Genomic DNA, 20,725 nt, shown 5'->3' on the forward strand with positions numbered 1-20,725 from the left:
GGTCGCCGCGATGAGCAGCAGTGCCGCCGAGGTGCTCGCCCTTCTCGGGGAACACGGTGAGACCCTCGCTGTGGCGGAGTCCCTGACGGGCGGACTCGTGGCCGCGGAGCTGACCTCCGTTCCCGGAGCGTCGAAGAGCTTCCTGGGCTCCGTGACGGCCTACGCGACCGGCCTCAAGCGGGATCTCCTGGGGGTCGACGGGGCCCTGCTCGCCGAGTACGGCGCGGTGCACCCGGAGGTCGCGGCCCAGATGGCCGCGGGCGTGCGGGCCCGGATGGAGGCCGCCTGGGGCATCGCGACCACCGGTGTCGCGGGGCCCGACCCCCAGGACGGGCAGCCCGTGGGCACGGTGTTCGTCGCGGTCGTGGGCCCCCGCGGCACCCGGAAAGTGGCGCGGCTGAGATTGAACGGCGGCCGCTCGGAAATCCGTAGAGAGAGTGTCCGGAGCGTGCTGGGACTGCTCGCCGGCGAACTCGCGGGTAAGGGGCGGGCACAGGATACGGAACAGAACGGGGGGAATTGATGTTTGCAGCCCTGAGTGAACACGACATCGCTCCCCGCACGGCCGCAGCGCGAGGCGGTACGGTGGGGCGTGAAGGATGCGGCTACGCGGTCCGAGGAGGGAGCCACCGATGATTCTGCTCCGTCGCCTGCTGGGTGACGTGCTGCGTCGGCAGCGCCAGCGCCAGGGCCGTACTCTGCGCGAAGTCTCCTCGTCCGCCCGAGTCTCTCTCGGCTATCTCTCCGAGGTGGAGCGGGGGCAGAAGGAGGCTTCCTCCGAACTGCTCTCCGCGATCTGCGACGCGCTTGACGTACGGATGTCCGAGCTCATGCGGGAAGTGAGCGACGAGCTGTCGCTCGCCGAGCTGGCCGAGTCGGCAGCGGCGAGCGAGCCGGTGTCGGCGCCGGTGCGGCCGCTCAATTCCGTGTCCGTGACATCGGTCGCGGGCGTGCCGACGGAACGGGTGACGATCAAGGCACCGGCGGAAGCGGTGGACGTCGTCGCCGCCTGATCTCCACGTGTGAGCCCCGGTCGGGTGGGTACCCGACCGGGGCTTCTCTTATTTCCCCGAATAACCGTTTTGTTCCATCTATGCCATGGTGGAGAACGGTGTCACCGAACGGAGGTCGCTATGTCTGCGGTGAAGAGCCCGCTGCCCGAGGACGCGCGCAAGATCACCGGCGAGGCCCTGCAGGGCGCGCTGGTCGACCTGATTGATCTGGGGCTCGTGGCCAAGCAGGTCCACTGGAACGTCGTCGGGCCTCGCTTCCGCTCCGTTCACCTCCAGCTGGACGAGGTCGTGGCCACGGCGCGGCAGCACTCCGACGTCGTGGCCGAGCGCGCCTCCGCCATCGGGGTCGCACCCGACGGCCGTGCCTCGACCGTCGCCTCGGCCAGTGCCCTCGGCAAGGTCCCGGACGGCTGGATCAAGGACACCGACGTGGTCAGCACCATGGTGAAGTCGCTGATCGCGGTGATCGAGCGGATGCGTGAGCGCATCCAGGCCACGGACGAGCCGGATCCGGTGAGTCAGGACATCCTCATCTCGCTCACGGCCGACCTCGAGAAGCACGCGTGGATGTTCCAGGCGGAGAGCGTCTAGCCGTGGGTATACCCGGAGCCTCCTCCGGGGCCGCCGCCGCGGCCGGACGGAACATCACGACGGGGCGGATGCGCGGGCGCACGGTCCGGAGCACGGACCTCTGGGACGTCTGGCGCATACGCTGCGGGCGCGCCGTGTGTGCAACCGGTGCGCCCTCCCGCCGCGTGATCGGTCCGGTCTAGCGTCGACCGGAGGAGGCGGCCATGGTGAGGCGATGGGTCCTGCTGCCGGCGCTCGCACTGGGCGCTCTGTGGTGGTGGGCCGTGCTGCGGCTGGCGCTGGTGCCGGAGCACGCGGGACTCGTCGAGGGGGCAGTGGCGGCAGGCGGGTGGGGGCTCAGCCTGTTGCCGGTGCATGTTGCGTCGCGGTCCGGGGGCGCCGATAGGGCCGGGGGAACGACCACGGCTACCACGGCATCGCGACGCCCCCGTTCGGCCGGAGGATCTGGCCCGTCGTGAACGACGACGCGTCGGAGGCGAGGTGCAGTACCGCATGGGCGATGTCCGCGGGCTCACCGACCCGGCCGAGCGGTGAGATCCTGGCCATGGCCGCCTCCGCCCGCCGTTGCGAGTCGGCGTCGTGGCGGTCCGTCATGGGGGTGCGCACCCAGCCCGGCGCGACGGCGTTGACCCGGATCGCATGCCCGCCGAGTTCGGCGGCGAGGGTCTTGGTGAGCTGGACGACGGCCGCCTTGGCGGCGCTGTAGCAGAGCAGGCCCGGATTCGCGGCGTCGACGGCACCGGACGCCATGGTGATGATCGATCCCGGCACACCGGCGTCGATCATCGAGCGGGCGGCGGCCTGGCAGGCGTACAGAACGCCCTTGAAGTTGACCGCGAGGACCCGGTCGAGGTCCTCTTCCCTGGTCTCCAGGACCGGGCTGGAGTGCATGATGCCGGCGACGGCGGCCAGAACGTGCGGGGGGCCGGAGGTCGAGACGGCGGCCGCCATCGCCGTGTCGAGCGCGGCGCGGTCGCTCACGTCGACGACGTGGGGGTGTGCCGTGCCGCCCGCGTCCTCGATCGCCGTAAGGGTCTGGGTGAGGTCCTTCTCGGCCACGTCCGCACAGTGCACGGTGGCACCCGCCTCGGCGAGCAGAACGGCGGTGGCGCGGCCGATGCCGCTCGCGGCACCGGTGACGAACGCGGTGCGGCCGGTGAGGTCGTACGCGGTGACGGGCATGCCGGGACGGTACGACCGTTCCTGACGGTCCGTCAATTCGCTGCCTGGTGTGGGACCGTGCGTGCGGTGGCGTTCTCGGGCGGCACCGGGCGCCCCGCGCGGGCGGCGGGGCGGTGGTGGGGAGTCACCAGGTGAGGGCGGTGGCGTGCCGTCAGGGTGTGGGCCCGGACTGGCAGCCCGGGCACCAGTAGGAGACCCGGTCGTCCCGGCCGGCCCCGCGGATCGCGGTACCGCAGCGCAGACACGGATGGCCTTGGCGCCCGTACACGAACAGGCGCTGCTCGCCCGGACGCAGCGGGCTACGGCGCCGGTCGTCCCCGGGACCGTCGGCGTTTCCGCCGGGCGTGGTGCGCCGGTCGAAGGTGTCCTTGTTGAGCTCCAGCAGCCGCCGGGCCGTGGTGACGAGGCGCTCGGGAACGCCCGAGGGCAGGTCGCCGATCGGGAGCCACGGAGTGACCCGGGCGAGGAAGGCCAGCTCCGATTTGTAGACGTTGCCGATTCCCGCAAGGTTGCGCTGGTCGAGGAGTGCCTCGCCGATCGGGCGCGCGGGGTCGGCGAGCAGGTTGCGCACGGCCGTCCCCGGATCCCAGTCGGAGCCCAGCAGATCCGGGCCGAGATGGCCCACGGCCCGGTCCTCGTCCCGTGTGCGCAGCAGTTCCAGCACGGGAAGGCGGTAGCCGACGGCCGTGCGGTCGGCATTGGCGAGGACGGCCCGGATCTGGTGGTTCGGTCCGCCGCGCCAGCGCTCGCCTGCGTCGAAGACGCGCCAGGAGCCGTCCATCCGCAGGTGGGAGTGGAGGGTGAGCCCGCCCTCGATGCGTGTGAGCAGATGCTTGCCCCGGGCCGTGACGTCCAGCACCTCCCGGCCGGTGAGATCAGCGGTGGCGAACCGGGGCACCCTGAGGTCGGAGAGGGTCAGCGTCCGTCCGGCCAGGGCGGCGTGCAGCTTCCGGGCGGTCAGCCAGACGGTGTCTCCTTCGGGCATGTCTCCATGATGCGCGACGGGGGTCACGGCGACGCCGCGGCGTCATGGGCCTGCGCTTGTGCCGGCCGCCCGAGCGGGCGGCCCCGGCGGGCCGGGAGCAAGACCGGGCGCTCTCGTCGTGCGCGTGGACGGTGCACGCCGACGGGGGAGCCCGGCGGGTCCGTCCGCCCTTGGCCGTCTTTGTGCGCGGGTCGGAGCCCCCTGGGCAGGCGGCCGTGGCGACCCGGTCCGCCGCGGTGTCCGTATCCGGTGTCAGGCCCGTATGCGCAGGCCGCGGGGAGTGGCGTGGAAGCCGGTCTCCTCCAGCGGGCGGGCGAGCGGCGAGGTCAGTGCCGCCGCGCCGTTGATCCGCTCGACCGTGATCGTGCCGAGCATCCCCGCCCTGCCCGCTTCGGCGAGAGCCTCCGCCGCCGCACGAAGTGCCGGAGCATCCGGATCGGCGGGCCAGGACAGCAGGGTCTTCCCGCCGCGCTCCATGTAGAGCGTGAGCTCCCCGTCGACCAGTACGACGAGTGACCCCGCCTTGCGGCCCGGTTTGTGGCTCGCGCCGTCGGGCGGCTCGGGCCAGGACAGCGCCGCCCCGTACGCGTTGGCCGGGTCGGCGGCCGCCAGGACCAACGCACGCGGAGCGGTGTGTCCGTCGGCGCGCTCGCGGGCGCCGGCCGCGGCCCTCAGCCGGTCCACCGCACCGTCCATCGCGAACTGGGCGGCCCCGAGTCCTTCGACGACGTAGCCGCGCCGGGCCTGCCCGCTGTCCTCGAAGGCGGACAGGATGCGGTACGTCGCCGAGAAACCGCCCTCCACACCCTCCGCGGCGACCGCGCCCCGGGTGACGACGCCATGGCGGTCCAGCAGCGTACGGGCCAGGGCGTGGGCGCGGTGCGTGGGGTCGGGTTCCTGCCCGGGAATCAGGGACCAGCGTCCGGAGACGGTGGGCGGACCGCTTCGCGACGCGGTTCTGGCGGCCGCCGTCAACGAGCCGTACCGTCCGCGCGGCACCGTGCGCCGGGCGCGGTGGGCCGTGGAACCCGCCGTGCGGCCGGAGCCCAGCAGCGAGCGCAGCGGCGCCAGGGTGTCGTTGGTGAGCCGGCCCGACCAGGCCAGGTCCCACAGGGCATCGGCCAGCTCGGGGTCGGTGGCCTCGGGATGCGTCGTCGCCCGCACCCGGTCCGCGATCTGTCGGAAGAACAGGCCGTAGCCTCCGGAGAGGGCCGAGAGCACCGACTCGTGCAGTGCCGCCGGCTCCAGCGGGTGGGGTTGCGGCAGCAGCAGCGGGGCGGTGTCCGCGAGATAGAGCGAGACCCAGCCGTCCTTGCCGGGCAGCGCTCCGGCTCCGGCCCACACCACCTCGCCCGTCGTGGTCAGCTCGTCGAGCATGCCCGGTGAGTACCCGACCACCCGGGACGGGAGGATCACCTTCTCCAGCGCGGAGGCGGGCACGGGGGCGCCCTGGAGCTGCTCGACGGCCCGGGCAAGCCCGTCGATGCCGCGGAGGCTGTTGTTCCCCAGGTGCTGCCACTGGGGCAGGAACGTCGCGAGCGCGGCGGGTGGCACCGGCTCCAGTTCCTCGCGGAGCGCGGCGAGGGAACGGCGCCGCAGCCGACGCAGCACCGCGGCGTCGCACCACTCCTGACCGATGCCCGACGGATGGAACTCGCCCTGGACGACCCGCCCGTCTCCGGCCAGCCGCTGCAGAGCCCCGTCCGTGACGGCCGTGCCCAGCCCGAACCGTGCGGCCGCCTGCGACGAGGTGAACGGCCCGTGTGTGCGGGCGAAACGGGCCAGCAGATCGCCGAGCGGATCCTTCACCGGCTCCGTGAACGCCTCGGGGACGCCCACCGGGAGTGCCGTGCCCAGTGCGTCCCTGAGGCGCCCCGCGTCCTCGACCGCCGCCCAGTGGTCGGCACCGGCGATCCGTACCCGGATGGCGCGGCGGGTCCCGGCGAGCTCCTCGGGCCAGTGGGGGTCGGCGCCGCGTCCGGCCAGCTCCTCGGTCGTGAGCGGCCCGAGCACCCGCAGCAGGTCCGCGACGCCCTCCACGTCCTTGACCCGGCGGTCGTCGGTGAGCCACTGGAGCTCCTGCTCCAGCTCGCTCAGGACGTCCGCGTCGAGCAGTTCGCGCAGTTCCGCCTGGCCCAGCAACTCGGCGAGCAGCCGGGAGTCCAGCGAGAGTGCGGCGGCCCGGCGCTCTGCGAGGGGGGAGTCCCCCTCGTACAGGAACTGGGCCACATAGCCGAAGAGGAGGGAGCGGGCGAAGGGGGACGGCTCGGGGGTGGTGACCTCGACCAGCCGCACCTTGCGGGACTCGATGTCGCCCATCAGCTCCTCGAGCCCGGGGACGTCGAACACGTCCTGGAGGCACTCCCGCACTGCCTCGAGGACGATCGGGAACGAGCCGAACTCACTGGCCACCTGGAGCAGCTGGGCCGCGCGCTGACGCTGCTGCCACAGGGGCGTCCGCTTGCCGGGGTTGCGGCGTGGCAGCAGCAGGGCGCGTGCCGCGCACTCACGGAAGCGGGAGGCGAACAGCGCGGATCCGCCCACCTGGTCGGTGACGATCTGGCCGACCTCGCCCTTGTCGAAAAGGGTGTCGGCGGCGGCGACCGGAGCCTGGTCACCGTCGTACGAGGTGTCGAGGTGGACCGGATCCTGGTCCAGGAGGTCCAGGCCCATCAGCTCGGCGTCGGGGAGGCGCAGCACGATCCCGTCGTCCGCGTGCATGACCTGGGCGTCCATGCCGTACCGCTCGGAGAGGCGTGCACCCAGCGCCAGCGCCCAGGGGGCGTGGACCTGGGCACCGAACGGCGAGTGCACCACGACCCGCCAGTCGCCCAGCTCGTCACGGAACCGCTCGACGACGATCGTGCGGTCGTCGGGCACATGCCCGCAGGCCCGGCGCTGCTCGTCGAGGTACGACAGGACGTTCGCGGCGGCCCACTCGTCGAGGCCGGCGGTCATCAGCCGCAACCGGGCGTCGTCCTCGGGAAGTGATCCGACCTCGCGGAGGAAGGCGCCCACCGCGCGGCCCAGTTCGAGCGGCCGGCCCAGCTGGTCGCCCTTCCAGAACGGCAGCCGGCCGGGAACCCCGGGCGCGGGGGAGACGAGCACCCGGTCGCGGGTGATGTCCTCGATCCGCCAGGAGGTCGTGCCCAGCGTGAAGACGTCGCCCACCCGGGACTCGTAGACCATCTCCTCGTCGAGCTCGCCGACCCGGCCGCCGCCCTTCTTGGGGTCCGCCCCGGCCAGGAACACGCCGAACAGCCCGCGGTCCGGGATCGTGCCGCCCGAGGTGACGGCGAGCCGCTGGGCTCCGGGACGCCCCGTGACCGTCCCGGCGACCCGGTCCCACACCACACGGGGGCGCAGCTCCGCGAACGCATCGGACGGATACCGTCCGGCCAGCATGTCCAGCACCGCTGTGAACGCCGACTCCGGCAGCGAGGCGAAGGGTGCGGCGCGTCGCACCACGGTCAGCAGGTCGTCGAACTGCCAGGTGTCGAGGGCGACCATGGCGACCAGCTGCTGGGCCAGCACGTCCAGCGGATTGGCCGGGATGCGGAGCGACTCGATCGAACCCGTGCGCATCCGCTCGGTGACGACGGCGGCCTGGACCAGATCTCCCCGGTACTTGGGGAAGACGACGCCCGTGGAGACCGCGCCCACCTGATGCCCGGCGCGGCCGACCCGCTGCAGACCGGAGGCGACCGACGGTGGGGACTCGACCTGGACGACCAGATCCACCGCGCCCATGTCGATACCCAGCTCCAGGCTGGACGTCGCGACGACGGCGGGTAGCCGGCCCGCCTTCAGGTCCTCCTCGACGAGGGCACGCTGCTCCTTGGAGACCGAGCCGTGGTGCGCGCGGGCGAGCAGCGGCGGCGCGCCCTGCGCCGCTCCGGACTGCGCCATGATCTCCGCCGGCGGTGCGCCCTCGGGCAGCGGCTCTCCCAGCGCCCGCTCGTACGCGATCTCGTTGAGGCGGTTGCACAGCCGCTCCGCGAGACGCCGGGAGTTCGCGAAGACGATCGTCGAGCGGTGCGCCTGCACCAGATCGGCGATCCGCTCCTCCACCTGAGGCCAGATCGACGGTTTCTCGCCGGGGCCGTCCGGCTGGGATGCCGGGGAACCGCCGAGCTCGCCCATGTCCTCGACCGGGACGACGACGGACAGGTCGAACTCCTTGCCGGACGGCGGCTGGACGATCTCCGCCCTGCGCCGCGGCGACAGATAGCGCGCCACCTCGTCCACCGGCCGGACGGTCGCCGAGAGGCCGATCCGCCGGGCCGGCCGGGGGAGCACCTGGTCCAGCCGCTCCAGGGACAGCGCCAGGTGCGCGCCGCGCTTGGTGCCCGCGACCGCGTGCACCTCGTCCACGATCACCGTCTCGATGCCGCTCAGCGCCTCGCGGGTGGACGACGTGAGCATCAGGAACAGCGACTCGGGGGTGGTGATCAGGATGTCCGGCGGACGGGTCGCCAGCGCCCGCCGCTCGGCCGCGGGTGTGTCACCGGACCGGATGCCGACACGCACCTCGGGCTCGGGCAGCCCGAGCCGCACGGCCTCCTGCCGGATGCCGGTCAGCGGGCTGCGGAGATTGCGCTCGACGTCGACCGCGAGGGCTTTGAGCGGCGACACGTAGAGCACGCGGCAGCGCTTCTTCACGTCCGCCGGCGGTGGGGAGGACGTCAGACCGTCGAGGGCGGCCAGGAACGCGGCGAGGGTCTTGCCGGAACCGGTCGGGGCGACGACCAGCACGTCCGAGCCGCGGCCGATCGCCTGCCACGCACCCTCCTGGGCCGCGGTGGGCGCGCTGAAAGCCCCCCTGAACCAGCCGCGGGTCGCGGGGGCGAAGCTGTCGAGTGCACTGCCGGCCATGACACCCATCGTGCACCGCCCCACTGACAAGTGCCCGGACCTGCGAGAATGTGGACATGGCCGAGGGCGAGTGGGCGCGGTACTGGCAGCATGAGCGCCTGCCGGGAATCGATCTGCTCCGAGCCCGGTACGTACGGCACACCTTCCCCCGCCACAGCCACGAGGGCTACGTCTTCGGGACCATCACGCGCGGCGTCGAGGACGTCGGGCTCCCGGGCGGTGTGGTCCACGCCGGGCCCGGCACGGTCGTGATGATCAATCCGGAGGTCCCGCACACCGCCAGGGCAGGAGCGGCGGAGGGCTGGGTGTACTCGACGCTCTACCCGTCGTCCCGGGTGGTGGCCGAGATAGCGGCGGAGACGACGACGATCAGGGGCACGGCCGGCTTCGCTGAGACCGACGTGGTCGACGAGCAGGCGGCCCGGCTGATCCGCGAGGTGCATCGCGCGGCCGAGGAGGGCAACGCGCTGGCCGCCGACAGCCTGCTGCGGATCATGGTGGCGCGCCTGTTGCGGAGCCATGGGAGCAGCCTCCCGGCGCGCGAACCGCGCACGGCGGGCGCCCGCAACGCGGCACGCGCCCGGGCGGTGCTGGAGGAGCGGATGGAGGACCCGCCCACCCTCCAGACCCTCGCCGCGGAGCTGGGCACCAGCCCCTTCGCCCTGCTGCGGGCCTTCCGCGACCACTACGGAATGCCACCGCACACCTGGCTCACCGACGCCCGCGTCCGCCGGGCCCGGCGGCTGCTGGACGTGGGCGCGCCCCCGGCACAGGCCGCCGCCGCCGTCGGGTTCGCCGATCAGCCGCACCTCAACCGGCACTTCACCCGGATCGTAGGAGTGCCCCCAGGCGCCTACCAGCGGGGACGAGGCGTCGGCGGACGGCGGTGAGGCCGGTCCCGCGGCGGGAGGAGCGGCCGGGCACCGCGACGGGCACGGGCCGCGTCGGCGGGCACGGTGGCGCGGTGAGCGGGAACGGGGATCGCGAGGGGGACGAGGTGGCGGGTGCAAGAACGTACAAGACCTCGAACCCTCCGGTCCCGTACCGTCCCTGACGTGCCAGAACAGACAGCATCAGCAGAAATACCCCTGGACGGCGAATCGTGCGCCGCGGCCGGCGGGACCGGGTCGCGGACGACCGCGGACGCACCGGTGAAGGCCGACTCCGCCGTCGTACGGGACGCCCTCGGCGTGGGCGTCGCCGTCGGCCTGTCCGGCTTCGCCTTCGGCGTGACGGCCGCGGGCGCGGGGCTCGACGTCCTGCAGATCTGCGCCCTCAGCCTGCTCGTGTTCACCGGCGCCTCGCAGTTCGCCCTGGTCGGCGCGCTCGCCGCAGGCGGCAACCCGTTCACCGCGGCGGCCGGCGCCTTCTTCCTCGGGACCCGCAACGCCTTCTACGGCCTGCGGCTCTCCCAGCTCCTCGCGGTGCGCCGCGCCGTGCGGCCGTTCGCCGCCCACTGGGTCATCGACGAGACCACCGCGGTGGCCCTGGCCCAGCCCACCCGCCGTGCCGCCCGCATCGGTTTCACCGTCACCGGACTCACCCTCTACGTGCTGTGGAACCTCACCACACTCCTCGGGGCGCTCGGCGCCGAGGCCATCGGTGACACGAACGCCTGGGGACTGGACGCGGCGGGGCCCGCGGTCTTCCTGGCACTGCTGGCGCCCATGCTGCGCACGACGACCGAACGGGTGGTCGCCGGTGTCGCCGTCGTCCTCGGCCTCGCGCTGCTACCGGTGCTCCCCGCCGGAGTGCCGGTGCTCGTCGCGGCTGTCGCGGCGCCCGCCGTGCTCTGGTGGCAGGGCCGAATGACCGCCATCAGGCGGAAGGGAGCGGAGCGTTGAACATCTGGATCGCGATCGGAGCGACCGCCGCCGCCTGCTACCTGGTCAAACTGGCCGGCCTGCTGGTGCCGGCCGGGGTGCTCGAGCGCCCGCTCGTCCAGCGGCTCGCCGCCCTGCTCCCGGTCGCCCTGTTGGCGGCGCTCACCGCCCAGCAGACGTTCAGCGCGGGCGACGCACTGGTGCTGGACGCCCGGGCAGCAGGACTGGCCGCGGCCGCGGTCGCGCTGCTCCTTCGGGCGCCGTTCCTCGTCGTGGTCGCCGCCGCCGTGGCCGTCACCGCGGGGGTGAGGGCGTTCGGAGGCTGAGCCGGCACGCGCCCTCGCGCCGGACCCCCCATGAGTCCGGCGCGAGGGGCGTCCCGGCTCAGCGCAGCACGCGTCCGTGTGCCCGCAGCGTTCGCAGCGCCTCGACCGTCACGACCGGACGCCACTCCAGGGCGGTGCTCGGCGCCCACTGGCGCCACCGGACCGGCCAGCCGCCGTCCTCCTGCTGCTCACGGGCGAGGTGGTCCAGCGACCGGTCCATCTCCTCGTCCGTGAACCAGCGCCGCGCCAGCGAACCGGGTACGCGGGCGAAGTCGTGGGGGTAGTGGTACTCGCCCGGCGCATAGCCCGCGGCGACCGGGTACTCGTCGGACCGGTCCGGGTCGAGCACCACGAGACGCTGCTCGCGCACCAGTCGCCCGAGCCGGTCGGCGGCCTCCTCGGCACGCGACCGGTCCGGGACGCCGTCCAGGAACGCCACCGCCGCCTGGATCTCGTACGGGTGCGACTTCCGCAGCCCCTCCACCGCCGCCCAGCAGAAGTCGGTCGCGCGGAACAGCCACGCGTGCCACACCTGGTTGCGGTGCAGCAGACCCACCACGGGCCCGGTGGCAAGCAGCTCACTCGGCGGATCCGCCACGATCGGGATGAACGGTGCCGTCGGGTAGCCCCGCTGCGAGGGATGGATCACGGGCAGCGCGCCCTCCCGCGTCGCCACGTTCGTCAGGTAGCGGCAGATCCGCTCCGCCCGCAGCCCGCCGCAGCGCCCGATGGAGTCCAGCACGCGCAAGGCGTGCGCCGTGTGCAGCGGCTGGCTCGCGGGGCCGCGGAGATCGGGCTCCAGGGCGTGGCCGTAGCCGCCGTCCTCATTGAGGTACGCGGTCAGCGCGGCCTCGACCGGCTCCGCCGCCGCACCCAGGAAGTGATACGCGAACCGCCGCTGTTCGAGCACGCGAGCCGTGAGCCAGACGAAGTGCTCGGCGCGTGCCAGAGGTGTTCCAGCCATGCTCCGACGGTAGGGGCGAACGGGCTCCGCACAAGGCCGACGGACGGCTCTCACCCTCAGGGGGCGGATACTGGTGCCATGCGGTTGACGATTTTCTGGGAGCGGATGGAAGAGCACTTCGGTGCGGCGTACGCCGACTCCTTCGCGCGCGACCATGTGATGACGGAACTCGGAGGCCGGACGGTGTACGAGGCGCTGGCCGCCGGCTGGGAGACGAAGGACGTCTGGCGCGGGGTCTGCGCCGCGGTCGGCATCCCGGCGGACCAGCGCTGAGTCCGGGATCCGAGCGGTCGTCCCGCCGGTGGGGACGCCGGGCCGACCCGCGCCGGTGACGCCGGTGCCGTGCAGGTCCGCCCGCCGGCAGGGCGTCGTCCGCAGGCAGTCCCGGTTGTCACCGCGGTAGGCGAGACTTGCTCCGTGGCACCGAATGACGAGACCACCCAGGACCAGAACCGCCCGACCACCCAGTGCGCGGAGGCCGGGCGGCCCGATGACGACGCCGGGGCCGGCCCGGCGGGGGCCGGGGCCCGGTTCAGGGTCCCCGCGCCCGCAACCGCGCCCGACGGCGGCGACGGGGCCGGCGGGACCGCCGTCACGGCGGTCGTGTCAGAACGCATGCCCCGTTGGCTGCCCCGCGCCATGGTGCTGGCGCTGGCGCTCTACGGCTGCTTCCAACTCGGCAGCTGGGCCTTCCACCAGCTGATCGGTCTGCTGATCAACGTGCTGATCGCGTTCTTCCTGGCGCTCGCGGTCGAACCGGCGGTGGGGCGGATGGCGGCCCGCGGAGTGCGGCGCGGCATCGCCACGTTCCTCGTCTTCATCGCGGTGCTGGCCGTGAGCGTGGGCTTCGTCGTGGCGCTCGGCTCGCTGCTGGCCGGCCAGATCGTCGAGATGGTCGAGGACTTCCCGCAGTACCTGGACCAGGTGATCAACTGGATCAACAAGACCTTCCACAGCGAACTGTCGAGAGTCGCGATCCAGGACAGCCTGCTGAGTTCCGATTGGCTGCAGAAATACGTGCAGAACAGCGCGACCGGCGTGCTCGACGTCTCGGCCACGGTGCTCGGCGGGCTGTTCAAGCTGCTGACGATCTTCCTCTTCTCCTTCTACTTCGCGGCGGACGGGCCGAGGCTGCGGCGCGCGCTGTGCTCGGTGCTGCCGCCGTCGAAGCAGGCGGAGGTGCTGCGGGCCTGGGAGATCGCCGTCGACAAGACCGGTGGGTACCTGTACTCGCGCGGGCTGATGGCGCTGATCTCGGGTGTCGCCCACTACGTGCTCCTGGCGACGCTGGACGTGCCCTACGCCCCGGCGCTGGCCATGTGGGTGGGGCTGGTGTCGCAGTTCATCCCCACCATCGGCACGTATCTCGCGGGAGCCCTGCCGATGCTGATCGCCTTCACGATCAACCCCTGGTACGCGCTGTGGGTGCTGGGATTCGTGCTGGTCTACCAGCAGTTCGAGAACTACGTGCTGCAGCCGAAGCTCACCGCCAGGACGGTGGACATCCATCCGGCGGTGGCGTTCGGCTCGGTCATCGCCGGCACCGCGCTGCTGGGGGCGGTCGGCGCGCTGATCGCGATTCCGGCCGTCGCCACTCTGCAGGCGTTCCTCGGCGCGTACGTGAGGCGCTACGCCGTGACCGAGGACCCGCGGGTCCACGGTCACCGGAGACACGGCGAGGCGGTCCTCGCCCGGGTCCAGCGGGCCCTGCGCAGCAAGAAGGACGGGACGGCGGCCGACGGGGAGGCGGGCGCCTGACGGTTCCTCCGGGCCCCGACCGTCCTCGGGCGACCGTGTCCGCACCGCTGCGGCGGCCCGGCCGCGGTCTTCCGGCGCCCCTCGGGGGCGCCGGTGCGGCACGGGACGCGCGGTGCGCTTGACACGAAAATCGAACATCCATTCTCATGGGGGTCCGGCCTTGGAATCCCGGGGTCCTCACCGGGTTGTCCACAGGTTGGAGGGACGTCGGGGCGCGTTGTCAGTGGCAGGGGTTAGCGTCTTTGACGTGAAGCGATCGACTCAAGCAAACCGGGTGGAACCCATGGCAGGAACCGACCGCGAGAAGGCGCTCGACGCCGCGCTCGCACAGATTGAACGACAGTTCGGCAAGGGCGCCGTGATGCGCATGGGCGAGCGGTCGAAGGAGCCCATCGAGGTCATCCCGACCGGCTCGACGGCGCTTGATGTCGCGCTGGGCGTCGGTGGCCTGCCGCGCGGCCGTGTGGTGGAGATCTACGGCCCGGAGTCCTCCGGCAAGACGACTCTGACCCTGCACGCCGTCGCCAACGCGCAGAAGGCCGGCGGCCAGGTCGCCTTCGTCGACGCCGAGCACGCCCTCGACCCCGAGTACGCGAAGAAGCTCGGCGTCGACATCGACAACCTGATCCTGTCCCAGCCGGACAACGGCGAGCAGGCGCTCGAGATCGTCGACATGCTGGTCCGCTCCGGCGCGCTCGACCTCATCGTCATCGACTCCGTCGCCGCGCTCGTGCCGCGGGCGGAGATCGAGGGCGAGATGGGCGACTCCCACGTGGGTCTCCAGGCCCGGCTGATGAGCCAGGCCCTGCGGAAGATCACGAGCGCGCTCAACCAGTCCAAGACCACGGCGATCTTCATCAACCAGCTCCGCGAGAAGATCGGCGTGATGTTCGGCTCGCCCGAGACCACGACCGGTGGCCGTGCGCTGAAGTTCTACGCCTCGGTGCGTATCGACATCCGCCGCATCGAGACCCTGAAGGACGGCACCGAGGCCGTCGGCAACCGCACCCGCTGCAAGGTCGTCAAGAACAAGGTCGCGCCGCCCTTCAAGCAGGCCGAGTTCGACATCCTCTACGGCCAGGGGATCAGCCGCGAGGGCGGCCTGATCGACATGGGCGTGGAGCACGGCTTCGTCCGCAAGGCCGGCGCCTGGTACACGTACGAGGGCGACCAGCTCGGGCAGGGCAAGGAGAACGCGCGGAACTTCCTGAAGGACAACCCCGATCTCGCCAATGAGATCGAGAAGAAGATCAAGGAGAAGCTGGGCGTCGGAGTGAGCAGCACCGAGGTCCCGGCGGTAGAGCCCGGCGCGGACGCGGCGAGCGCCGCTGCCCCGGCCGACGCTCCCGCCAAGTCGGTGTCCGCGCCCGCCACCAAGGCGGCGAAGGCCACCAAGACGGCCACGGCGGCCAAGGGCTGACCGGCACCGTGCCCGACCCGAGCCCGCGGCGTACCGCGGATTGGCCGGGCGGCAGCTCCGCATCGTCGAGGGCCGATGACGGGCTGCCGCCCCAGGACCCTGAAGAGAGGGCGCGGGCGATCTGTCTGCGCCTGCTCACCGGTACCCCCCGGACCCGGAAACAACTCGCCGAGGCGCTCCGCAAGCGCGAGATCCCGGACGAGGTCGCCGAAGAGGTGCTGTCCCGCTTCGAGGACGTCGGGCTCATCGACGACGCGGCGTTCGCGGGCGCCTGGGTGGAGTCACGGCACCACGGCCGCGGACTGGCCCGCCGTGCCCTCGCGCGCGAGCTGCGCACCAAGGGCGTCGACTCGGCGCTGATCGACGAAGCGGTCGGCCGGCTCGACTCCGACCAGGAGGAGGAGACGGCGCGCGAGCTGGTCGCCAGGAAACTCCGCTCCACCCGAGGCCTCGACCGGGACCGCCGGCTCCGCCGTCTCGCGGGCATGCTCGCCCGCAAGGGATACCCGGAGGGCATGGCCCTGAAGGTGGTCCGCCGGGCTCTGGAGGAGGAAGGCGAGGACACCGAGGGCCTGGACGGTCTGGAGGACGGTCTGTCCTGACCGGCCGCAGACGAGGACAGTTCATGGACCGGTCGATGCGGGGCGCCGAGCCGGCCACGGGCGGGTCGGTACCGCGGTGGGCCCCACCCGAGGGTGCCGGGCACAGGGCCCGTCCGAGTCCGGTCTCGTCCACGACTTTCCATCTGCCTCGGCGGCCTCGGCCGGCCTGGGCACATGCTTCTCTCCCCGCCACCCGGAACCGTCCGGGTGTTCACCGGGGGGCGAACGCCGTGCTTTTGGCGCCGGCCACGAAGGCCGAGGCCCATCAGGACCACCGAAGCGGACGGTGTCCACGGAGGGGAAGGGGCGAGGGGAACCACGTCCCGGGACACCGGTCCGCTTCGGTGCCGACTGAGGTGTGCCACGTCAGCCGACCGTGGGTCGGTCGGCTGACCGACGCACGCCCGCATCGGTACGTCGCCGGCCCACCGGCCGGCGACTCCCGGCACCGAGCGCGCGCCGGTCGCAGGTCGCACACCTGTACTGGCCCGCGCGACCGCTATTCCGCCGTCCCCGTCACCCGCACCGGCAGCCCCGAGCGGGGTCAGCAAGACCGTTCGACACACGCAGCCCGCATAGCGGTGCAGGTCCATGTGGACCCTCCGCCACAGGCGCACATCGGTGTCGGTCACGTCCCGGACGTGCACCATGTGCGCCCGCGCCGGTCAACGGATGTCCGCAGTGCGGGCGGATGCTCAGTCCGACCGGGCGGTCGCGTGCTCGGCGCGGGCCTCCGAGGCCCCGGGCGCACCTCCGCGCACCGTGTCGGCCGCGGCGTACAGTTCGGCCGGGCGCACGCCGCCGAAGGCCGCCACGAGGTGCCCGTCCGGCCTGACCAGCAGCACCGTGTGCGCCGATGCACCCGGATAGGACTCGGCGACGAGCAGCTCCGCCCGGGCGGGCAGCTCCGACACCGCCGAGGTGAGCCGGGGCATGACGCCCGCCGTCACCCAGTGGCGCCGGTCCCACACGCCCGTGCCGGGGGCGATCAGGACCACGAGCAGCCGGGCCCGGCCCAGCCGGTCCCGCAGCCGGGCGGCCGTCCCCTCGGGCGTCGTCACGGCGACGTCCGCAACCGGAGCACCGACCGGGGTTCCGACTGCGGTGTGCGCGTCGGCGTGCGGAGGCGTGAGGGGGGAGTACGGGTAGGCAGGGGGCGCACCCAGCGCGCCGAGCCCCAGATGCCCGTCCGTCAGGAGCGTGTCGTGCCCCCGCGTGGCGCCCGGCAGATACGTCCGCAGACCACCGGTGCCGCGCAGTATCGGCAGGGACTGGTCCGCGGCCCGCAGCCGTGCGGCAACCGCCGTGCGCCGTTCGGCCTGGTAGCTGTCGAGCAGGGTGTCGGAGGCACCGTGGTGCCAGGCCTGGGCGAGCTTCCACGCCAGGTTGTCGGCGTCGCGCATGCCCTCGTCCACGCCCTGGGTGCCGACCGCGCCGAGGAGATGGGCCGCGTCCCCGGCGAGGAAGGCGCGGTCCACACGCCAGCGCCGGGCCAGCCGGTGGTGCAGGGTGTGGACGCCGGTGTCGAGGAGGTCGTACTGCGGCGGCCCTTCGCACCAGCCGGCCAGCGTGTCCCGGACCCGTGACACCAACGCGTCCGGCGTCACCAGTTCGCCGCGCGCGGGCAGCAGCCAGTCCAGCCGCCAGACGCCGCCGGGCAGCGGTCGCGCGGTCACCTCGTCGCCGACCGCGCGCCACGGCGGCAGCCGGTGCAGTACGCCCTCGCCGGGCCAGGGCAGTTCGGTGCGCAGGGCGGCGACGGCGTGGCGCTCCACGGCGGTCCGGCCGGGGAACCGGACCCCGAGGAGCTTTCTGACCGTCGACCTGGCCCCGTCGCAGCCGACCAGGAAACTCCCGCGCCACCAGGTCGCCCCGGGCCCGCGCGTGTGCGCGGTGACACCGCTCCCGTCCTGTTCCAGCGCGTCGAGACGGCTGTGCGTGGCGACCCGCACCAGGTCCGCCGCGTCCACGGCGTCCCGCAGCCCCCGCACCAGGGCGTGCTGGGGCATGTGCACGGGAGCCGGCAGATCCTGCCCGTGGAACTCCACCCGGCGCAGTTCATGCTTGCGCCGCAGCGAACGCCAGCCGGCCCAGCGGGCTCCTTCGTCACGGATCGTGGCGCAGCCCAGCCGTTCGGCGAGTGCCGCGGTGTCCGCGCGCAGGAGGACCGTACGTGCGGGGCGCGGCTCGTCCTTGCCCTCGCCCTCGTCGAGGACCACCGAAGGGACTTCCTGAGCGGCGAGGGCGAGGGAGAGCGCGAGCCCGACCGGACCCGCGCCGACGACGATCACCGGGTCCACGGCACTGCTCCTGAGACCTGCCGGGACGGAGTGAACAGGGGGAGTGGGCCGGCTGGCACCCGGTGTGCGATCACAGAACGTATGCAACCCACTGCCGGTGTCCCCGTCAAGCGACGAAGGGCGGCGGACGCCTTCGCGCCGCCGCCCTTCGGGGGTTCCTGCCCCGTCGTGAGGTCAGCCCCCGCCCCCGGGGCCAGACTTGAAGTCGCCCTCCGTGGAGACACCGCCGGCGGGCCCCACCGTCTCCAGACCGCCGCCGGGAGCGGCGTGGACGACGGCGCCCGTGCTCTTCTTGCCGCGCCGCAGCTTGCGCTCCAGCCACCCCGCCGCGGAGGTGAGGGCGAAGTTCAGCGAGACGAAGATGACGGCGACGACGGTGAAGCAGGCGATGGTGTTGGCGCCGTAGTTGGCGCTCATCGGCCGTACGGAGGAGAGCAGTTCGTTGAAGGAGAGCATCGCGCCGCCGAGGGCGGTGTCCTTCACGATGACGACCATCTGGCTGACGATGGCCGGCAGCATGGCCGTCACCGACTGCGGCAGCAGTACGTGCCGCATCGTCTGGCCCTTGCGCATGCCGATCGCCTTGGCGGCGTCCGTCTGGCCTCGCGGCAGCGACTGGATGCCGGCCCGGACGATCTCCGCCAGGACCGAGGCGTTGTACAGCACCAGGCCGGTGACCACCGCGTACAGCGGGCGCACATCGCTGCTGATGTCGGTGAAGTCGGCGTAGGCCGCGTTGGCGAACAGCATCAGGATCAGCACGGGGATGGCGCGGAAGAACTCCACGACCGTGCCGGCGACGGCGCGGACCGAACGGTGGTCGGAGAGCCGGGCGATGCCGAAGACAGCACCGAGCGGCAGTGCGATGACCAGCGCGAGGGTCGCGGCGATCAGGGTGTTCTGCAGTCCGGGCCAGAGGTAGGTGGCGTACGGCTGGGAGCTGGTGAAGAACGGCTCCCACTTGACCCAGTCGAGCTGGCCCTTGGAGTTCAGGCCGTCGTAGACCCACCACACGACCAGCGCGAGCACGGCCAGGAACAGGACGGTGTAGCCGATGTTGCGCCGCTTGGCACGCGTGCCCGGGGCGTCGTAGAGGACGGAACTCATCGCTTCACCGCCACCTTCCTGCTCACCCAGCCGAGCACCAGTCCGGTCGGCNCCAGCGCGAGCACGGCCAGGAACAGGACGGTGTAGCCGATGTTGCGCCGCTTGGCACGCGTGCCCGGGGCGTCGTAGAGGACGGAACTCATCGCTTCACCGCCACCTTCCTGCTCACCCAGCCGAGCACCAGTCCGGTCGGCAGCGTGAGGCAGATGAAGCCGAACGCGAAGACCGCGACGATCGGGATCAGGGCGGCGTACGTCTCGATCCACTCCTTCATCAGGAGCGAGGCCTCCGCGACGCCGATCACCGCCGCGACGGTGGTGTTCTTGGTCAGTGCGATCAGCACGTTGGCCAGCGGGTTGACGACCGACCGGAAGGCCTGCGGAAGGACGATCAGCGTCAGCACCTGGGTGAAGCTCAGGCCCAGGGCGCGCGCCGCCTCCGCCTGTCCGACGGGCACGGTGTTGATGCCGGACCTCAGCGCCTCGCACACGAAGGCCGCGGTGTAGGCGATCAGACCGAGCACCGCCAGCCGGAAGTTGACCACCACGAATTCGTCTCCTCCGCCCAGGGTGACGCCCAGCGTCTGGAAGAGACCCAGCGAGGTGAAGAGGATGACGACGGTGAGCGGGATGTTACGCACGACGTTCACGTACGCGGTGCCGACGGCCCGCATCAGCGGTACCGGGCTGACCCGCATGCCGGCCAGCAGCGTTCCCCATATCAGGGAGCCTATGGCCGAGTAGACGGTGAGTTTCACCGTCACCCAGAAGGCGCCCAGCAGGGCGTCCATATCAAGAAAGTCGAACACGATCTCCCGCGCTTCCGCGTCTGCGAGTGGGAAGGACTCGGCGCGCCGCCGCCGTCAGCGGCGGCGCGCCCGGTCGGCCAGGGGTTACTTGACGATGTTGCCGATCTTCGGGGCGGGCTCGTTCTGGTAGCCGGCCGGGCCGAAGTGGGCCGCAACTGCCTTGTCCCAGGACTTGTCCTGGACCATCTTCTCCAGCGCCTTGTTGATCTTGTCCTTGAGCTCGGTGTCGCCCTTCTTCAGGCCGATGCCGTAGTTCTCGTTGCTCATCTTGAAGCCGGCGAGCTTGAACTTGCCCTTGAAGGCGTCCTGCGCGGCGTAGCCGGCGAGGATGGAGTCGTCGGTGGTCAGCGCGTCGATGACCTTGTTCTCCAGGCCGGTGAGGCACTCGGAGTAGCCGCCGTACTCCTGGAGCTGCGCCTTCGGGGCGAGCTTGTCCTTGACGTTCTGCGCCGAGGTCGAGCCGGTGACCGAGCAGAGCTTCTTGTCGTTCAGGTCCGCCGGGGACTTGATGGAGTCGTCGTCGGCGCGGACCAGGATGTCCTGGTGGGCGAGCAGGTACGGGCCGGCGAAGTCCACCTTGGCCAGGCGCTTGTCGTTGATCGAGTAGGAGGCGACGATGAACTTGACGTCGCCGCGCTCGATCGCGGTCTCGCGGTCGGCGCTCTTGGTCTCCTTGAAGACGATGTCGCCCTCTTCGTAACCGAGCTCCTTGGCCACGTACTTGGCCACGTCGACGTCGAAGCCCACGAACTTGCCGTCGGGGGTCTTCAGGCCGATGCCCGGCTGGTCGACCTTGATACCGATCGTGATCTTGTCGCCGCCGCCCGCGGAACCGCCGCCGGCCGCGTCGTCCTTCTTGCCGGAGCCGCAGGCGGTGACGGTGAGAGCGAGCGCGACTGCGGCGGCCGCGGCGGCGGAGGTCTTACGGAGCTTCATGTGAACTTCCCTTGGTTGGACGTGATGTGTGCGAT

Annotated in this window: 18 protein-coding genes and 1 pseudogene; 11 read left to right on the top strand and 8 right to left on the bottom strand. The window is 72.1% G+C overall.

All coding sequences use genetic code 11. The features are described from left to right. The first annotated feature begins 10 nt into the window (after window positions 1–10). From QMZ92_RS26605 to QMZ92_RS26620, 4 genes are all read left to right on the top strand, one after another. Window positions 11–523 carry a CinA family protein gene (locus QMZ92_RS26605; RefSeq protein ID WP_283300036.1) on the top strand — a complete coding sequence of 171 codons (513 nt, stop codon included), beginning with the start codon at window positions 11–13 and terminating at the stop codon, window positions 521–523. A gap of 109 nt (window positions 524–632) precedes the next feature. Then, entirely contained in the window at window positions 633–1,013 is a 381-nt protein-coding gene (locus tag QMZ92_RS26610) for a helix-turn-helix domain-containing protein (protein WP_017949992.1), read from the top strand. A gap of 120 nt (window positions 1,014–1,133) precedes the next feature. Then, entirely contained in the window at window positions 1,134–1,604 is a 471-nt protein-coding gene (locus tag QMZ92_RS26615; RefSeq protein ID WP_283300038.1) for a Dps family protein, read from the top strand. A gap of 203 nt (window positions 1,605–1,807) precedes the next feature. Continuing rightward, window positions 1,808–2,062: a hypothetical protein gene (locus QMZ92_RS26620; RefSeq protein WP_283300039.1), complete on the top strand. Its 255-nt coding sequence runs from the start codon at window positions 1,808–1,810 to the stop codon at window positions 2,060–2,062. On the opposite strand, the gene QMZ92_RS26625 is transcribed toward QMZ92_RS26620, so the two are convergent. From QMZ92_RS26625 to QMZ92_RS26635, 3 genes are all read right to left on the bottom strand, one after another. Then, window positions 2,010–2,786, bottom strand: coding sequence for an SDR family NAD(P)-dependent oxidoreductase (locus tag QMZ92_RS26625; protein WP_283300040.1), 777 nt, complete (start codon window positions 2,784–2,786; stop codon window positions 2,010–2,012). The genes QMZ92_RS26620 and QMZ92_RS26625 overlap by 53 nt on opposite strands. 151 nt (window positions 2,787–2,937) lie before the next feature. Continuing rightward, a complete protein-coding gene (locus QMZ92_RS26630; RefSeq protein WP_283300041.1) occupies window positions 2,938–3,771 on the bottom strand; it encodes an Fpg/Nei family DNA glycosylase in 834 nt (277 codons plus the stop codon). A 252-nt stretch (window positions 3,772–4,023) separates the two neighbouring features. Beyond that, window positions 4,024–8,646, bottom strand: coding sequence for an ATP-dependent helicase (locus QMZ92_RS26635; RefSeq protein ID WP_283300042.1), 4,623 nt, complete (start codon window positions 8,644–8,646; stop codon window positions 4,024–4,026). Between the two features lie 56 nt (window positions 8,647–8,702). On the opposite strand from QMZ92_RS26635, the gene QMZ92_RS26640 reads away from it, so the two are divergent. The 3 genes from QMZ92_RS26640 (at window position 8,703) to QMZ92_RS26650 (ending at window position 10,795) form a co-directional block, all read left to right on the top strand. Beyond that, a complete protein-coding gene (locus QMZ92_RS26640; RefSeq protein WP_283300043.1) occupies window positions 8,703–9,536 on the top strand; it encodes an AraC family transcriptional regulator in 834 nt (277 codons plus the stop codon). Window positions 9,537–9,701: 165 nt separating this feature from the next. Next, window positions 9,702–10,490 carry an AzlC family ABC transporter permease gene (locus QMZ92_RS26645; protein WP_502962144.1) on the top strand — a complete coding sequence of 263 codons (789 nt, stop codon included), beginning with the start codon at window positions 9,702–9,704 and terminating at the stop codon, window positions 10,488–10,490. Further along, a complete protein-coding gene (locus QMZ92_RS26650) occupies window positions 10,487–10,795 on the top strand; it encodes an AzlD domain-containing protein (protein WP_283300045.1) in 309 nt (102 codons plus the stop codon). The genes QMZ92_RS26645 and QMZ92_RS26650 overlap by 4 nt, the downstream gene beginning before the upstream one ends. A gap of 58 nt (window positions 10,796–10,853) precedes the next feature. Here the strand turns inward: QMZ92_RS26650 and QMZ92_RS26655 are convergent, their stop codons facing one another. Then, window positions 10,854–11,759: a hypothetical protein gene (locus QMZ92_RS26655; RefSeq protein ID WP_283300046.1), complete on the bottom strand. Its 906-nt coding sequence runs from the start codon at window positions 11,757–11,759 to the stop codon at window positions 10,854–10,856. Between the two features lie 78 nt (window positions 11,760–11,837). Between QMZ92_RS26655 and QMZ92_RS26660 the strand changes: the two genes are divergently transcribed. The 4 genes and pseudogenes from QMZ92_RS26660 to recX all read left to right on the top strand — a co-directional run. Continuing rightward, window positions 11,838–12,032 carry a DUF3046 domain-containing protein gene (locus tag QMZ92_RS26660; protein WP_138052742.1) on the top strand — a complete coding sequence of 65 codons (195 nt, stop codon included), beginning with the start codon at window positions 11,838–11,840 and terminating at the stop codon, window positions 12,030–12,032. 144 nt (window positions 12,033–12,176) lie between these two features. Beyond that, window positions 12,177–13,517, top strand: coding sequence for an AI-2E family transporter (locus QMZ92_RS26665; RefSeq protein WP_502962145.1), 1,341 nt, complete (start codon window positions 12,177–12,179; stop codon window positions 13,515–13,517). 283 nt (window positions 13,518–13,800) lie between these two features. Further along, entirely contained in the window at window positions 13,801–14,937 is a 1,137-nt protein-coding gene (gene recA, locus QMZ92_RS26670; protein WP_283300047.1) for a recombinase RecA, read from the top strand. Next, window positions 14,847–15,539 (top strand): annotated as a pseudogene (recX, locus tag QMZ92_RS26675) (recombination regulator RecX); the annotation flags it as partial. The gene recA and the pseudogene recX, both read left to right, overlap by 91 nt. A gap of 695 nt (window positions 15,540–16,234) precedes the next feature. Here the strand turns inward: recX and QMZ92_RS26680 are convergent. From QMZ92_RS26680 to QMZ92_RS26700, 4 genes are all read right to left on the bottom strand, one after another. Then, the gene (locus QMZ92_RS26680; protein WP_283300048.1) at window positions 16,235–17,839 is read right to left on the bottom strand and encodes an FAD-dependent monooxygenase; all 1,605 of its coding nucleotides are present in this window, start codon (window positions 17,837–17,839) and stop codon (window positions 16,235–16,237) included. A 174-nt stretch (window positions 17,840–18,013) separates the two neighbouring features. Further along, window positions 18,014–18,946 carry an amino acid ABC transporter permease gene (locus QMZ92_RS26685; protein WP_283300049.1) on the bottom strand — a complete coding sequence of 311 codons (933 nt, stop codon included), beginning with the start codon at window positions 18,944–18,946 and terminating at the stop codon, window positions 18,014–18,016. Between the two features lie 139 nt (window positions 18,947–19,085). Then, window positions 19,086–19,754: an amino acid ABC transporter permease gene (locus tag QMZ92_RS26695; protein ID WP_283300051.1), complete on the bottom strand. Its 669-nt coding sequence runs from the start codon at window positions 19,752–19,754 to the stop codon at window positions 19,086–19,088. An 84-nt stretch (window positions 19,755–19,838) separates the two neighbouring features. Further along, entirely contained in the window at window positions 19,839–20,690 is an 852-nt protein-coding gene (locus QMZ92_RS26700) for a glutamate ABC transporter substrate-binding protein (RefSeq protein ID WP_283300052.1), read from the bottom strand. Window positions 20,691–20,725 lie beyond the last annotated feature (35 nt).

It is taken from the genome of Streptomyces sp. HNM0645 (assembly GCF_030056615.1).
Classification (GTDB): Bacteria; Actinomycetota; Actinomycetes; order Streptomycetales; family Streptomycetaceae; genus Streptomyces; species Streptomyces marianii.

Bases quoted from the DNA above. Each gene is read 5' to 3' on its own strand.
- QMZ92_RS26605 (WP_283300036.1), top strand. From the start codon at position 11: ATGAGCAGCAGTGCCGCCGAGGTGCTCGCCCTTCTCGGGGAACACGGT.
- QMZ92_RS26610 (WP_017949992.1), top strand. From the start codon at position 633: ATGATTCTGCTCCGTCGCCTGCTGGGTGACGTGCTGCGTCGGCAGCGC.
- QMZ92_RS26615 (WP_283300038.1), top strand. From the start codon at position 1,134: ATGTCTGCGGTGAAGAGCCCGCTGCCCGAGGACGCGCGCAAGATCACC.
- QMZ92_RS26620 (WP_283300039.1), top strand. From the start codon at position 1,808: ATGGTGAGGCGATGGGTCCTGCTGCCGGCGCTCGCACTGGGCGCTCTG.
- QMZ92_RS26625 (WP_283300040.1), bottom strand. From the start codon at position 2,786: ATGCCCGTCACCGCGTACGACCTCACCGGCCGCACCGCGTTCGTCACC.
- QMZ92_RS26630 (WP_283300041.1), bottom strand. From the start codon at position 3,771: ATGCCCGAAGGAGACACCGTCTGGCTGACCGCCCGGAAGCTGCACGCC.
- QMZ92_RS26635 (WP_283300042.1), bottom strand. From the start codon at position 8,646: ATGGCCGGCAGTGCACTCGACAGCTTCGCCCCCGCGACCCGCGGCTGG.
- QMZ92_RS26640 (WP_283300043.1), top strand. From the start codon at position 8,703: ATGGCCGAGGGCGAGTGGGCGCGGTACTGGCAGCATGAGCGCCTGCCG.
- QMZ92_RS26655 (WP_283300046.1), bottom strand. From the start codon at position 11,759: ATGGCTGGAACACCTCTGGCACGCGCCGAGCACTTCGTCTGGCTCACG.
- QMZ92_RS26660 (WP_138052742.1), top strand. From the start codon at position 11,838: ATGCGGTTGACGATTTTCTGGGAGCGGATGGAAGAGCACTTCGGTGCG.
- recA (WP_283300047.1), top strand. From the start codon at position 13,801: ATGGCAGGAACCGACCGCGAGAAGGCGCTCGACGCCGCGCTCGCACAG.
- QMZ92_RS26685 (WP_283300049.1), bottom strand. From the start codon at position 18,946: ATGAGTTCCGTCCTCTACGACGCCCCGGGCACGCGTGCCAAGCGGCGC.
- QMZ92_RS26700 (WP_283300052.1), bottom strand. From the start codon at position 20,690: ATGAAGCTCCGTAAGACCTCCGCCGCCGCGGCCGCCGCAGTCGCGCTC.